This window comes from Parasphingopyxis sp., assembly GCF_052168275.1.
Taxonomy (GTDB): Bacteria; Pseudomonadota; Alphaproteobacteria; order Sphingomonadales; family Sphingomonadaceae; genus Parasphingopyxis.
This window is the reverse complement of record NZ_JBQLZM010000123.1, coordinates 1-13,211: the sequence shown is the minus strand read 5'-3', so window position 1 is coordinate 13,211 and position 13,211 is coordinate 1. Positions and strand designations below refer to the sequence as shown.

Genomic DNA, 13,211 nt, shown 5'->3' with positions numbered 1-13,211 from the left:
ATATCCACTTCGCCGGCCGGGTCCCGCACGGGGAAGTCGAGCGCTATTACGGCCTGATCGACATTCTCGCCTATCCGCGCAAGAAAATGCGGCTGACCGACCTGGTGACGCCGCTCAAGCCGCTCGAGGCCATGGCGCAGAAACGGCTCGTCGCGGCTTCGGACGTCGGCGGCCATCGCGAGCTGATCGAAGACGGGGTGACCGGCACGCTTTTCGCGCCGGACGACCCCGGAGCGCTCGCTGACGCCCTTGCCGATATGTTCGCCCATCGCGACAATTGGGAGGAACGGCGCGCGGCGGCCCGCCAATTCGTCGAACGCGATCGTAACTGGTCGTCAAACATTTCGCGTTATGCCCCTGTTTACCAAAAACTCACTGGCAAGGCGGTTTAGGACATGAACATCAATCTGGATGCGATCAGACATGGCGTTTCGCTGCCCGATCTGGTTTCCAAGCTTCCGAAAATCCCGACTGCATCGGCCGTTTCCGGACTCATCGTCGCCGCCCTGATCCTGATGACGCCCAATCCCTGGTTCGAAGCTTTCATCGTCGAAACCGGGCTGCCCGGTCTTGTCAGCGCCGCGGAACCGCCGCTCGGCGCGCGGGCGCGGATCGTGTTCGCGCTGATCGCCGCGTTCGTCGTCACGCTCGGCGCCTGGATCGCACTGACCGCCATCGTCGGCCGGAAGTTGCGCACCGGAACCCGTTTCGCGATGCCGGACGAGGCGGGTGAAGGCTCGTCGCTGCCGCGCCGCGCCCCGTCGCTCCGCCGCGCCGACGCCCATCCGGACGCGCCCTATCGCCGCCCGATCATGGCCGAAAACGATCTCGGGACGCCGCTCGATCTCGTCACCGTCGCGCCCGACGATGCGAGCGATGCCGTCGACGATTTCGATGTGCTCGATCTCGGCGAAGTGGCCGAAATCGTCGAGGACGATCCGCCGTCCGTCGCGGCAGGCGAACCGGCGGCAACCTCCCCGGAAGAGGATGCGGCGGCGCCCGCCGAGGCCGCAGAAGATGTATCGGACGCGCCCGAGCCGGTTTTCGAGATACCGCTACCGCGCCGCGACCGCGCCGGATTCCCCGATGCGCCGATCGAGCCGGCCGTCGATCCGGAGCCGGTCGCTCAGGCTGCACCGACTTCGGATGCGCGAACCGAACTCGCCGACCTCGTCGCACGATTGGAGGCAGGTCTCGAACGGAAGAAAACCGCCAAGGACCGGCAAGGCCAGGCGGAGGCCCGTCCGGTGACCGAAAATGTCATGCCGCATCCCCAGGCGCGGCGATCGGACGATCATGACGCCGCTCTGCGCGACGCGCTCAGCGCGCTGCAACAGGTTGCCGGGAAGGGCGGCTGAGCCCTCAATCATTGGCGAGGATCAACGCCTCGAGAACCATCCGGACGCGGTCGTCGTCTGGGATGGCCTCGACCAGCTCGATATCGACCAGGATATAGGCGCCGAGATCGAATTCGGCGTAATCTAGCCCGTCGGCCAGCGCGCGCGCCGACCCGGCGGGATCGTCGCCTTCGAGCCGCAGCGTGAAGCGGTGGCGCGCCCCGGCGAAGGTGATGCTCGACCAGGGCGTCGTGCGCACCTCCTCGACGATGGGCCGTGTGCCGGCACGCCTGGCGAGCCCGTGGATCAGCGCCGCCAGACCGCCGGTCAGCAGCGGGCGTGTCATCCGCATCGGTCCTGCCGGCCATTCGCCTCGACGATATAGGTGTGGATGCGGGCGCGTATCTTTTCGCCGCATTCGCGGCCGCGCCGAATGTCGAACACGAGCCGGGGATCGTTGACCGCTTCGCGCCCGAAACGGGTCGGCGGCATCTTCGTGTGGCGCAGGAAACGGTCGATTTCGATCAGCAAGCTCATCCTCTTCTCCTCTTGGCTGGTGGCCGTCCCGCGAATCGGTGTCGGCAGGCGTTTTCCTATCTCAGAGGTAATTTCCTACTTGTCTAGGAATAATCCTATCGGTATGGTGCCGATATGGAGCAAGGGGATCCCCGGCTGGTTTTGGAGCGCCTGGCGCGCGAGCGCGGCGACGATTATGCGGCGCTATCGCGGCTGATCGGAAGAAACGCCGCGTATATTCAGCAATTTATCAAGCGCGGCACGCCGCGGCGGCTGGCCGAGGAGGATCGCCGTGTGCTCGCCGAATATTTCGGCGTGGACGAGCGCGTGCTGGGCGCGCCGGCCGATAGGAAAAATCCTTCCATTGGCGATCCCGCCGGCGGTGCCATGGTGGCGGTCAGCCAATATGCGGTCAACGCATCGGCCGGGCCGGGCGCGGTGGCGGGCGAAGAGGAGGAGCTCTCGCGCATTGTTTTCCCCGAGCGCTGGTTGCGCCGACTGGCCGGCGGCGACCCGGCGAAACTTTCGATCATCACGGTATCGGGCGATTCGATGGAACCGACCTTGTCGGACGGCGACGAGATCCTGGTCAACGGCGATGACGGGGCCGAGCGGCTGCGCGACGGCATCTATGTGCTGCGCGTCGACAATGCGCTGATGGTGAAGCGTATCGCGATGAACCCGGCGAGCCGCCGGTTCACGATCAAGAGCGACAATGAAGGCTATCCCGACTGGCCGGATTGCGATCTCGACACGCTGGAAGTGATCGGCCGCGTCGTCTGGGCCGGCCGGCGGCTCGCCTGAGGGCCGGGACCTATCGGGTCAGCAGCCACGTCGCGAGCGCCAGGACCGCGCCCGCGGCTATTCCGCCGAGTAGCCCGATGCTCGGCTGCCCGAGGGCGGCGCCCAGCGCGAGCCCGGCAAAAGGGCCGATCGCGAGAAAAATGCCGCCGCCGAACCGGCCCTTGCGTTGCGCTTCCGTCATGGGGTCCCCTATGGCAGCGGCGCCCGCCCGTGTCACGAGCCGGCATGGCTAACTTTGTCTTCACCAATTTTGCGCGGAGTTAAGAAAGGCTTTCCCGTTAGATATCGCGCTCGGAACAGGCCGGCCGAGAACCGCGCCGAACTTTGGGTTGGACATGGGTATGCACGAACACTTCTACATCGAAGATCGCGAAGCCGTGTTCGATGCGGCGGAACTGGTGGCCGAATATGGGTCGTTCGCCGGGATGGAAGCCGCTGCCCGGGCGAGTCGCAGCCGCGAAAAGGGCAATGTCGTGCATTTCTGCCGCTGGCGCCAGATCAAGCGGCTCGTCGACTGGATGCACAGCGAAGAACCCGAGGCGACTCTCCACTAGCGAGCGACGCCGTGCGGTCCGCCACCATATAGTTGAAATCCAGCGCTTTTGATTGGCGGTGGCCCGCGTTTCGCGCTACCAGCCGCTTCATGGACGCGTTGACCAAACCGGGCCGGGCGTATGTCGGTTCGTTTTTCCTGCTGTGCGCTTTGGCTATGCCGCAGCCGGTCGTCGCGCAGACGCCGGAGGAAGAGGTCGCCGGCGGCGTGGCCGACGAGGTCCAGTCGCTGACGACGCGCGAGCTGGAACCGCTCGACGCTACCGGCGCTTTCGAGGCATCGGCACCGATGACGCGGATCGACGATTTCGGCGTCGAATGGCCCGACATGTCGGCGGTCAGCGATCGCGAAGCGGAGAGCAGCCGGACCGCCGTCGCGATCGATACCGAGCAGCGCTATTCCGTAACGCTGCAAGGCCTTGACGGTCTCGACCAGGCCGATGAAATCCGGTCGCAGTTCCGCACGCTCTCGGTCCTTCGCGAAAATGAGGACGACACCGCAGTCGTCGCGCAGATCAACCGGCGCGCCGATACCGACCGCGAGCTGCTGCGCGAATTGCTGCGCTCGCACGGCTATTACGATTCCGATGTGGTGAGCGAACTGGTCGGCGAGACCGGCCAGAACCGGATCGAGGTCGTGTTCCGGGTCGATGCGGGTCCGCTCTACCGGTTCGACAGCGTCGAACTGCCGGGCCTCGCCGAGGCGGGCGAGCGGACCGACGAGCTGCGCGCGCAATTCCCGGTCGAGGCCGACGATCCGGTCGACGCGGCGGCGGTGACGGCGGCCGAAGCCAATCTCGCCGTCGAGCTCGGCAATCGCGGCTATCCCTTCGCCGAAGTCGGCGAGGAGCAGGTGGTCATCGATCACGCCAATCGCGTGGCCATGCTGACCGTACCGGTCGAGACCGGCGGCGAACGCGATTTCGGCGCGATCCGCGTCGTCCAGGGCGCGGAGGAGATTTTCGATGCGGAGCATGTCGCGACGATCGCGCGCTTCGAGCCCGGCGATCTCTATTCGAACGGCATGGTCGACGATCTGCGGCGCGCGCTGATCCAGACCGGCCTCGTTTCGCGTGTCGAGCTGACCCCGGTCGAAGGCGGCGATCCCGAACTGGTCGATCTCGCGGTCGAGATGGAGCCCGCTCCGCCGCGCACGATTTCCGGCGAGGTCGGTTACAGCACGGGCGAGGGCGCGCGGGTGGAAGTGGGCTGGGAGCATCGCAACATGTTCCGGCCCGAAGGCGCGCTGGCACTGCGCGGCATTCTCGGCACGGACGAGCAATTTGCGAGCGTCAGTCTGCGCCGGAGCAATTTTCTCGAACGCGATCATATCCTGACCGGCCAGCTTTTCGCGGGCAACACCAACCGCGACGCGTTTGACGCGCGGACGGCCGGGTTCACCGCCGGGTTCGAACGCATTTCCAACCAGCTCTGGCAGAAGCAATGGGTCTGGTCGGTCGGGCTCGAACTCCTGGTATCGGATGAACGCGACGTGGTCGGCGCGACCGGCCTGCGCGAGCGCGACACCTTCCTGATCGGCGCGATCCCGCTGAGCCTCGGCTATGACGGGACAAGCGACCTGCTGAATCCAGAAAGTGGCTTTCGCCTGTCGGCCTTCGTGTCGCCCGAACTTTCGCTGCAGGACGGCACCTTCGCCTATGCGCGGGTGCAGCTCGACGGCAGCCTCTATGTTTCGCTGATGGAGGCGCTGACGCTCGCCGGCCGCGTCCGCGTCGGCGCCATTCCCGGCGCCTCGACCAACAATATCGCGCCGTCGCGGCGCTTCTATGCGGGCGGCGGCGGTTCGGTGCGCGGCTACAGTTACCAGTCGATCGGCCCGCGCGATGCGAACAACGATCCGATCGGCGGCCGCAGCCTTGTCGAGCTGGCGTTGGAAGCGCGGTACCGTTTCGGCAATTTCGGGATCGTGCCCTTTATCGACGCCGGGGCGATCTATACCGATCTCTATCCCGACTTCGGCGATCTGAGGTTCGGCGCCGGTCTCGGCCTGCGCTATTACAGCAGTTTCGGGCCGATCCGGCTCGATATCGGCACCCCGCTCAATCCGCAGCCCGGCGATCCCGTCATCGCCATCTATGTGTCGCTGGGCCAGGCTTTCTGATGGCGGGCGCGGCGACGGAAACGGGGCAGGGCGAGGTCGACTATATTTCGGCGACGCCCGAGCGGCGGCGGATCACCCGCTTCGTGCTGTTCGCCATCGCGGGCATTCTCGCGCTGCTGTTGGTCACCATCTTCGCGCTCGATACGCCTCCCGGGCGCCGCTTCCTGATCGACCGGATCGAGCGGCTCGAACCGGCCAACGGCCTGCGCATCCGGATCGGCCGCATCGACGGTTCGATCTACGGCCGGATGACGATTTCGGATCTCCGGCTGTACGATCCCGAAGGCCTGTTCTTCGAAGTGCCCGCGCTAGAGGTCGATTGGCAGCCGGGCATGTTCATCTATGCCAACCAGCTCTACATCGGCAGCGTTACCTCCGAACTCGCCATTCTCCACCGGACGCCCGAGCTGATTCCGTCCGAGGAGGAAGACCAGCCCATCCTGCCGGGGTTCGACATCTATGTCGGATCGCTCGATATCGCGCGCTTCCGGTTCGAGGAAGCGGTCGCCGGAGAGCGGCGGCATGCCTCTGTGTCGGGGACCGCCGATATCCGGGCTGGCCGCGCGCGGGTCGAGCTGCGCAGCCAGTCGCTCGACAGTGGCGAACGGCTGGCGCTGGAACTCGATGCCGAGCCCGATGGCGACGTCTTCGATATCGATGTCCAGCTCTATGCGCCCGAGGACGGCATCGTCGCCGGGCTGACCGGTATCGAGCGCGCGCTCGCGATCGATATCGCCGGCAGCGGGACCTGGCAGCGCTGGGACGGTTACGCCCGGATCGACAGCGGCGACGCCCGGGTCATCGATCTCGATCTCGAAGCGCGTGACGGGGCCTTCACGCTCGGCGGCGTCGTGCGGTCCGGGGATCTGCTCGATCCCGGCGTGGCGCGCCGCCTGACCGCGCCGGAGATGAATCTGAGTGCGCGCGCGACCTTCGAAGACCGCCGCCTGGCCGGCGATTTCGATATCCGCTCGCCCGCGGCCGTGATCGAGGGACGCGGCACGCTCGATCTCGAAACCAGCGCCTTCGAAGGCTTCGCCGCCGATATCCGGCTGCTCCGGCCCGGCGCGCTCGTCACGAATATGAGCGGCCGCGACGTGCGGATGACGCTCGGCCTGGACGGCCCGTTCGATCGCGCCGCGTTCCGCTACGAACTGACCGCGCCGCGCGCCGCCATCGGCGGCACCGGTTTCGACAATCTGCGCATCGCGGGGGAAGGGCGGTTGGGCGACACGCCCTTCACCCTGCCGGTCGCGGCGACCGCAACGCGGATCACCGGGCTCGGCGAGACCTTTGACGACGTGGTGCGCAATGTCGCGGTCGACGGCGACTTGCTGATCACCTCGGAACAGGTCGTCGGCGACGACCTCCGGTTGCGGTCCGACCGGCTGCGCGGCGATGTGTCGATCATCTACGATCTGGCCACCGGCAATTATGCGGCGGGCCTGAACGCCGATATCGACCGGTTCCGGCTGCCGGGCCTCGGGGTTTTCGATGTCCGGACGCGTGTCGATGTGCGTCCCGCTCCCGGCGGGCGGTTTGTCATTGCCGGTCGGGCGCGCGCCGTCACGCCGGCCCTCGACAACAGCTTCTTCCAGTCGCTGACGGGCGGCGCGACGACCGTCGATGCCGCGATCAGCTACGGTCCGGACGGCCGCTTCGGTTTCACCGACATGCGGGTCCAGTCGCCGGAGCTCCGTTTCACCGGCCGCGGCTATCTGGACGGCGACGGCCGGCTCTTCGTCACCGGCTCGGGCGAGCAGGCGCAATACGGGCCGGTCACGCTGACCGCCGAAGGCGCGCCGTCGCGCCCCCGGGTCGAGCTGGCCTTGGCGAGCCCGGTGCCCGCGGCCGGCATCGCCGATGTGGACGCCGTGCTCGAACCGACCGAGGCCGGCTATCAATATGCGGCGAGCGGCCGGTCGATGGCGGGGCCGTTCACGTCCAACGGACAGCTGCTGCTGCCGGCCGATGCGCCGGCCGCCGTCAACGTCGCCGAACTGCTGGTCGCCGACACGCGCACCGAAGGCCGGTTCGCGTTTCGCGATGGCGGCATCGTCGGTGCGCTCGACCTCGAGGGCAGCGGCGTGATCGGCGATATCGAGCTCGCGATGGACGGCGGCGAACAGCTGGTGGTGGTGGATATCGATGCCGAAAACGCCCGGCTGGGCGGCGAGATCGACGCGACGATGCGCCAGGCGATGCTCGATCTTCGCTGGCGGCCGCTGGCCGAGGCGACGACCCTCGAAGGCGGCCTCAGCCTCACCGGATTCCGTCGGCGCGGCATCTCGCTGGCCCGGTTCGGCGCGGCGGTCGAACTGGAGAACGGGCGCGGCGAGGCCGATGTCGATATCGGCGGAGCGCGCGGCCGCAATTTCGATTTCCAGGCGAGCGCGGCGATCGAGCCGGGCCTGATCACGGTCGAGGGCGGCGGCTCTTTCCGCAACGAACCGATCCAACTGACGCCGCTGGTTATGCGCAAGGAGGAAGAAGGCTGGGTGATCCCGGAAACGACGATCAGCTATGCCGGCGGCGGCGCTACCGTCGCGGCCCGTTTCGGCGGACCGGTCACCGATATCGAGGCGACGGTCGACGACGTGCCGCTCTCGCTGGTCGATATCTTCTACCCGGAAACCGGCTTCGGCGGCCTGGCGACGGGCACGCTGCGCTACCGCCAGACGGGGGACGAGGTCGTGCCGACGGCCAATGCCGAACTCCGCATCCGCAGCCTGACCCGCGAAGGCTTCGCGCTGCGGCCGCGCCCGGTCAATCTCGGCCTTAACGCGCGGCTCGAAAATCGCCGGCTGGCGACCCGGGCGATCATGGAAAGCGACGGCGAGGACATACTACGCTTCCAGGCGCGGCTCGATCCGATCGCGGGCGAGGGCAATTTCGGCGATCTGCTCGCCGCGGCGCCGCTGTTCGCCGAGCTGCGCTACAACGGGCCGGCCGAAACGCTGTGGCAGCTGACCGGCAACGAGACGCTGAGCCTGTCCGGGCCGCTGCTCGCCCGCATGGATATCGACGGCTCGCTCGACACGCCGCGGATCGTCGGTGCGCTCGAGACCCGCAACGGTCGTCTCGAAAGCGCGCTGACCGGCACGGTGGTCGAGGGTGTCACCACTCGGGGCACGTTCCGCCAGTCCCGCCTCGAATTTTCCGAACTGTCCGGCACGACGCCCGGCGGCGGGAGCATTTCCGGGCGCGCGGCGTTCGATCTCGCGCTCGCGACGGGGCTCGGCATGGATATCGAATTGCAGGCGGACCAGGCCTGGCTGCTCCGCCGCGACGATATCTCGGCCCAGGTCAGCGGACCGCTTTCCATTCGGCTGCAGGCGCCGGCGGGCACCGCCATCGGCACGGAAACGGCGCGGCCAGTCGGCACGATCAGCGGCGATTTCGATATGGTGCGCGGCGAGTTCATGCTCGGCCAGGCCGTGCCGTCGATCGTCGTGCCGCAACTCAACGTGACCGAGATCAACCGCCGGCTGGACGAGCCCGATCCCCGCGTCGAGCCGGTCAAATGGACGCTCGATATAGAGGTCGACGCGCGCAACCGGTTCATGGTGCGGGGCCTCGGTCTCGACAGCGAGTGGAGCGCCGATCTCGATATCAGCGGCCCATTGTCCGATTTCCGGATCCTCGGCGACATGAATTTGCGCCGCGGCACCTATCAGTTCGCCGGCCGCAATTTCGACCTCGAACGGGGCCGGATCGAATTCTACGGCAATGTCCCCGTCGATCCGGTGCTCGATATCGTCGCCCAGGCCAATACCGAAGGGCTCGATGCGACGATCAATATAGGCGGCACGGGCAACAATCCCGAGATCCGCTTCGCGAGCACGCCGGCGCTGCCGCAGAGCGAGCTGTTGAGCCGGCTGCTGTTCGGCACGTCGATCACCAATCTTTCCGCGCCCGAGGCGATCCAGCTCGGCGCGGCGGTCGCGTCGCTGCAGAGCGGCGGCGGCGCCGGGCTCAACCCGATCAACGCGGTGCGCGATGCGATCGGTCTGGACCGGCTGCGCATCCTGCCCGCCGACCCGGCCGTGGATCGCGGCACGGCCGTCGCCGCCGGCTTCTATGTCACGCGCCGGCTGTTCGTCGAAGTCGTGACCGACGGGCAGGGCTATTCCGCGACCGAGACCGAATTCCGGATCACCCGCTGGCTGTCGCTGCTCTCGAGCATCAGCACGCTGGGCCGGGTCGAGGGCAATCTGCAGATCAGCCGGGACTATTAGGCGCGGTTTCGCTATAGCCGGTCCGTTCGCATGACTGGCGATTCGAGATGGGCTACCATCGGGAAGTGCGGACGATGAACGCCGTTCGCCTGGGCATCACTCTTATCGAAGGAGGTGCCCATGCATATCGTCATGCTGCTCTACCCCGGCCTCACGCAACTCGACCTGACCGGGCCGCATGAAGTCTTTTCGCGCATTCCCGACACCAAGATCAGCCTCGCCTGGAGGACGGCCGAACCGGTCGCCGATGGCGGCGGTCTGACGATACTGCCGACCGTGACGCTCGATCATTGCACACCGGCCGATATCCTGTTCGTTCCGGGCGGACCCGGCCAGCTGGCGATGATGGAGGACGAGGCGGTACTCGGCTTCCTGCGGCGGCAGGCCGAACGCGCCCGCTATGTCACGTCGGTATGCACGGGATCGCTGGTCCTCGGTGCGGCCGGTTTGCTGACCGGCTATCGCGCGACCTGCCATTGGCTGTCGCTCGATCAGTTGGCCGCGCTCGGGGCGGAGCCTGTCGCCGAGCGCGTGGTGATCGATCGCAACCGGATCACGGGCGCGGGGGTCACGTCGGGTATCGACTTCGCGCTGACGCTGGTCGCCGAACTGCAGGGCGAGCGCATGGCGCGGATGATCCAGCTGTCGATGGAATATGATCCCGCGCCGCCCTTCCACGGCGGCTCGCCGAAGAGCGAAGCGCCGGAGATCGTCGCGGCGCTGCGCAGCCGGTCCGAGGCGTTTCAAGCGGAGCGACGGGCCACGGCCGAGCGGGTCGGCACCAAGGTGCGCGCGGATTGAGCGCTCTTGAAAAAGGGCGGCCGGATCGCTCCCGCCGCCCCGATTTCATCGGTCTGTCGCCCGATCAGGCGGGTTCGCCGATGATCGTCTTCACTTCCATGAATTCGCGCAGGCCGTATTTGCCCATTTCGCGGCCGTTGCCCGACTGTTTGTAGCCGCCGAACGGCGCGTCGGGGATCGGGCCCCAATTGTTGACGCCGACAAGGCCCGCGCGGAGCTTGCCGGTGAACTTCTTGGCTTGCTCGGCCGGGCCGTAGACGCAGGCCGAGAGGCCGTAATCGGTGTCGTTGGCGATCTCGACCGCTTCGTCGTCATTCTCGTACTTGATCAGCGTGACGACCGGGCCGAAAATCTCCTCGCGTGCGATGGTCATGTCGCTCGTGATGTCGGAGAAGACGGTCGGCTTGACGTAGAAGCCCTGGTTGACGCCGTCCGGCCGGCCCGTGCCGCCGGTTTCGACCTTGCCGCCCTCGTCGATGCCCTTCTGGATCAGGCCCTGGATCTTCTCATACTGCGCGGCGTTGACGACCGGGCCGATATGACCGCCCATCTCCTTGGGATCGCCGACCGCGACGCTTTCCATCACGCCCTTGGCGATCTGCACCGCCTCGTCATATTGCGATTCATGGACGAGCATCCGCGTCGGCGCGATGCAGCTCTGCCCGGAATTGATGATGACACCCTGCAGGCCGTTCGGCACGGCTTCGGAAAGGTCCGCGCCCTCCAGCACGATGTTCGGCGTCTTGCCGCCCAGTTCCTGGTGGACGCGCTTGACCGTATCGGCGGCGTTCTTGGCGATGATGATGCCGGCGCGGGTCGAGCCGGTGAAGCTCACCATGTCGACATCCTCATGCTTGGTCAGCATCGTGCCGACGCCCGGGCCGTCGCCCTGGACCATGTTGAACACGCCCGCGGGCACGCCGGCCGCGTCCATGACCTCGGCGAAGATCGCGGCCGAGCCCGGCGTTTCCTCGGACGGCTTCAGGACCATCGTGTTGCCGGCGGCGAGCGCCGGGGCGACCTTGGCGGTGATCTGGTTGAGCGGCCAGTTCCACGGCGTGATCATCGCGACGACGCCGATCGGCTCATGGACGACGCGCGCCGGGCCGAGCTGCTCTTCCCATTCGAAATCCTTGAGGACTTCGGCGGCCTTGAGGATATGGCCGAGCCCGGCCGGCGCCTGCGCGGCGTTGCCGATCGCGATCGGGCAGCCCATTTCGTCGGCCATCACGGCGGCGATATCGGGCATGCGTTTCTTGTATTCGTCGGCGATGCGGCCCAGCAGGGCGATCCGCTCCTCGACGCTGGTCTGCGAGAACGTCTTGAACGCTTCCTTGGCGGCGGAGACGGCCTTGTCGGTATCGGCCTGGCTGCCGAGCATGATTTCCGTGCACGGCTCTTCGGTGGCGGGATTGATCACCTCATGGCGCGTACCGCCTTCGCTCTCGACCCATTCGCCGTTGATATAGTGCTTCAGATAGCTGTGCATGGCAGTCCGCTCCTTCGATTCGGGATTTTCGGTTCGTCTTTGCAACGAAGATAGGCGATGGCACGCGCGGGTTCAACGGAAAGCGCCCGGATACCGGCGCGCCGACCGATCGTTCAGGACGCCCGGCAGGTAAAGTGCACGCCTTCGCCGTCACCCAGATCTACGACCATCGTTTCTACATAGCCGCCATCGTCGAGCGGGCGTCCGGCAGAACGCCGGTCCGGCGTCTCAAATTCGTTCGGTTCGAGCGCGACATCGAATCCGGCCTCGTGCAGAGCTGCTACAGTTTCTTCCATCGATGCGTCGAACACCACTGTACGCAAGGGATAGCCAATTTCCGATGCCATAGCGTCCCATTGCAGCGACGTCACCGGCAGGCCTAGCCATATACCGTCGACAGGCAGGCTAGCCTCGATCATGTCTCCACCATCATCAGCGGTCGCCATTTCTACCGTTGCTGTAAGCGGAGTGTTGAACCCGGGTATCGAGACAACGCCGCCGATCGCATTGCTGCCGTCCAGCGCCACCATTTCGGAGAAGATGCGATCATATGTCTCGCCCGCATCGCAGTTGAAATTGTCGTCGAATGCGAAGGCTTCGTCCAGGACAACTGGGCTGGAGGTTGACGCTGCCCCACCGTTCGCCGAGCTTTCAGGCGACTCTCCATGCTCCTGAGCGGCCGATGTCGCTTCCGTTCCGCATGCGCTTGCTGCAACTAGGAGAGGAAACACGAAGAGTCCCGTAACCAACAGTTTAGCCATGATCTTTCCCTCCAAATATTGCTCGACCCTCCATCTGGACTTTTGTCAAATGCGATCGGCCTGACAAGCGCAATATGACGCAAAAAAGGAGCATCCGCTGGGACACTCCTTTTCTGTTAAACGGTGATCGCGATCAGGCCGAATAATACATGTCGAACTCGACCGGGCTGGGGGTCGTTTCCCAGCGGTCGCTCTCTTCCCATTTGAGCTCGGCATAGGCCTCGATCTGGTCGACGGAGAAGACGTCGCCCTTGGTCAGGAACTCGTGATCGTCCTCGAGTGCCTCGAGGGCCTCGCGGAGCGAACCGCAGACCGTCGGCACGCCTTCGAGCTCGGCCGGCGGCAGGTCGTAGAGATTCTTGTCCATCGCGTCGCCCGGATGGATGCGGTTCTCGACGCCGTCGAGCCCGGCCATCAGCAGCGCCGAATAGCAGAGATAGGGGTTCGCCATCGCGTCCGGGAAACGGAACTCGACGCGCTTCGCCTTGTCGCCCGCGCCATAGGGAATACGGCAGGAGGCCGAACGGTTGCGGCTCGAATAGGCGAGCAGCACCGGCGCCTCGTACCCGGGGACGAGCCGCTTGTAGCTGT

At 66.1% G+C, this 13,211-nt stretch carries 12 protein-coding genes, 1 pseudogene and 1 riboswitch; of the genes and pseudogenes, 7 read left to right on the top strand and 6 right to left on the bottom strand.

Annotated elements, in window-relative coordinates; genetic code table 11:
- Both ACTS1X_RS10985 and ACTS1X_RS10980 read left to right on the top strand, forming a co-directional pair.
- A partial coding sequence (locus ACTS1X_RS10985) for a glycosyltransferase (RefSeq protein ID WP_442614437.1) occupies positions 1-392 on the top strand: 392 nt, incomplete at its 5' end.
- Between the two features lie 3 nt (positions 393-395).
- Entirely contained in the window at positions 396-1,358 is a 963-nt protein-coding gene (locus tag ACTS1X_RS10980; RefSeq protein ID WP_442614436.1) for a hypothetical protein, read from the top strand.
- Between the two features lie 4 nt (positions 1,359-1,362).
- Here ACTS1X_RS10980 and ACTS1X_RS10975 read toward each other — a convergent pair whose 3' ends face one another.
- Complete coding sequence (locus ACTS1X_RS10975) at positions 1,363-1,683, bottom strand: hypothetical protein (RefSeq protein ID WP_442614435.1); 321 nt, start codon at positions 1,681-1,683, stop codon at positions 1,363-1,365.
- Positions 1,680-1,874, bottom strand: coding sequence for a hypothetical protein (locus ACTS1X_RS10970; protein WP_442614434.1), 195 nt, complete (start codon positions 1,872-1,874; stop codon positions 1,680-1,682). Before ACTS1X_RS10970 ends, ACTS1X_RS10975 begins: the two co-directional genes overlap by 4 nt.
- 114 nt (positions 1,875-1,988) lie before the next feature.
- Here ACTS1X_RS10970 and ACTS1X_RS10965 point away from each other — a divergent pair, with 114 nt between their 5' ends.
- Positions 1,989-2,657 (top strand): S24 family peptidase, encoded by a 669-nt coding sequence (locus ACTS1X_RS10965; RefSeq protein ID WP_442614433.1) that lies wholly within the window; start codon positions 1,989-1,991, stop codon positions 2,655-2,657.
- A 10-nt stretch (positions 2,658-2,667) separates the two neighbouring features.
- Here the strand turns inward: ACTS1X_RS10965 and ACTS1X_RS10960 are convergent, their stop codons facing one another.
- On the bottom strand, positions 2,668-2,838 hold the full coding sequence (locus ACTS1X_RS10960) for a hypothetical protein (protein WP_442614432.1): 171 nt from the start codon (positions 2,836-2,838) through the stop codon (positions 2,668-2,670).
- Between the two features lie 154 nt (positions 2,839-2,992).
- Here ACTS1X_RS10960 and ACTS1X_RS10955 point away from each other — a divergent pair, with 154 nt between their 5' ends.
- The 4 genes from ACTS1X_RS10955 to ACTS1X_RS10940 all read left to right on the top strand — a co-directional run bounded on the left by ACTS1X_RS10955 (position 2,993) and on the right by ACTS1X_RS10940 (position 10,370).
- Positions 2,993-3,211 carry a hypothetical protein gene (locus ACTS1X_RS10955; protein WP_442614431.1) on the top strand — a complete coding sequence of 73 codons (219 nt, stop codon included), beginning with the start codon at positions 2,993-2,995 and terminating at the stop codon, positions 3,209-3,211.
- Positions 3,212-3,300: 89 nt separating this feature from the next.
- Positions 3,301-5,331, top strand: a complete 2,031-nt coding sequence (locus ACTS1X_RS10950; RefSeq protein ID WP_442614430.1) for an autotransporter assembly complex protein TamA — start codon at positions 3,301-3,303, stop codon at positions 5,329-5,331.
- Positions 5,331-9,569 carry a translocation/assembly module TamB domain-containing protein gene (locus ACTS1X_RS10945; RefSeq protein WP_442614429.1) on the top strand — a complete coding sequence of 1,413 codons (4,239 nt, stop codon included), beginning with the start codon at positions 5,331-5,333 and terminating at the stop codon, positions 9,567-9,569. The genes ACTS1X_RS10950 and ACTS1X_RS10945 overlap by 1 nt, the downstream gene beginning before the upstream one ends.
- Positions 9,570-9,589: 20 nt before the next feature.
- Positions 9,590-9,671: riboswitch (ZMP/ZTP riboswitch) on the top strand.
- Between the two features lie 18 nt (positions 9,672-9,689).
- The gene (locus tag ACTS1X_RS10940) at positions 9,690-10,370 is read left to right on the top strand and encodes a DJ-1/PfpI family protein (protein WP_442614428.1); all 681 of its coding nucleotides are present in this window, start codon (positions 9,690-9,692) and stop codon (positions 10,368-10,370) included.
- 64 nt (positions 10,371-10,434) lie between these two features.
- Here the strand turns inward: ACTS1X_RS10940 and ACTS1X_RS10935 are convergent, their stop codons facing one another.
- The 3 genes and pseudogenes from ACTS1X_RS10935 to glnA form a co-directional block, all read right to left on the bottom strand.
- Positions 10,435-11,859, bottom strand: a complete 1,425-nt coding sequence (locus ACTS1X_RS10935) for an aldehyde dehydrogenase family protein (protein WP_442614427.1) — start codon at positions 11,857-11,859, stop codon at positions 10,435-10,437.
- A 113-nt stretch (positions 11,860-11,972) separates the two neighbouring features.
- Positions 11,973-12,620 carry a hypothetical protein gene (locus tag ACTS1X_RS10930; protein ID WP_442614426.1) on the bottom strand — a complete coding sequence of 216 codons (648 nt, stop codon included), beginning with the start codon at positions 12,618-12,620 and terminating at the stop codon, positions 11,973-11,975.
- A gap of 133 nt (positions 12,621-12,753) precedes the next feature.
- Positions 12,754-13,211: pseudogene (glnA, locus tag ACTS1X_RS10925) on the bottom strand (glutamine synthetase); the annotation flags it as partial.

Coding starts and splice junctions, on each gene's coding strand:
- ACTS1X_RS10930 (WP_442614426.1), bottom strand. CDS start 12,620: ATGGCTAAACTGTTGGTTACGGGACTCTTCGTGTTTCCTCTCCTAGTT.
- ACTS1X_RS10980 (WP_442614436.1), top strand. CDS start 396: ATGAACATCAATCTGGATGCGATCAGACATGGCGTTTCGCTGCCCGAT.
- ACTS1X_RS10965 (WP_442614433.1), top strand. CDS start 1,989: ATGGAGCAAGGGGATCCCCGGCTGGTTTTGGAGCGCCTGGCGCGCGAG.
- ACTS1X_RS10950 (WP_442614430.1), top strand. CDS start 3,301: ATGGACGCGTTGACCAAACCGGGCCGGGCGTATGTCGGTTCGTTTTTC.
- ACTS1X_RS10960 (WP_442614432.1), bottom strand. CDS start 2,838: ATGACGGAAGCGCAACGCAAGGGCCGGTTCGGCGGCGGCATTTTTCTC.
- ACTS1X_RS10955 (WP_442614431.1), top strand. CDS start 2,993: ATGGGTATGCACGAACACTTCTACATCGAAGATCGCGAAGCCGTGTTC.
- ACTS1X_RS10975 (WP_442614435.1), bottom strand. CDS start 1,683: ATGACACGCCCGCTGCTGACCGGCGGTCTGGCGGCGCTGATCCACGGG.
- ACTS1X_RS10970 (WP_442614434.1), bottom strand. CDS start 1,874: ATGAGCTTGCTGATCGAAATCGACCGTTTCCTGCGCCACACGAAGATG.
- ACTS1X_RS10935 (WP_442614427.1), bottom strand. CDS start 11,859: ATGCACAGCTATCTGAAGCACTATATCAACGGCGAATGGGTCGAGAGC.
- ACTS1X_RS10940 (WP_442614428.1), top strand. CDS start 9,690: ATGCATATCGTCATGCTGCTCTACCCCGGCCTCACGCAACTCGACCTG.
- ACTS1X_RS10945 (WP_442614429.1), top strand. CDS start 5,331: ATGGCGGGCGCGGCGACGGAAACGGGGCAGGGCGAGGTCGACTATATT.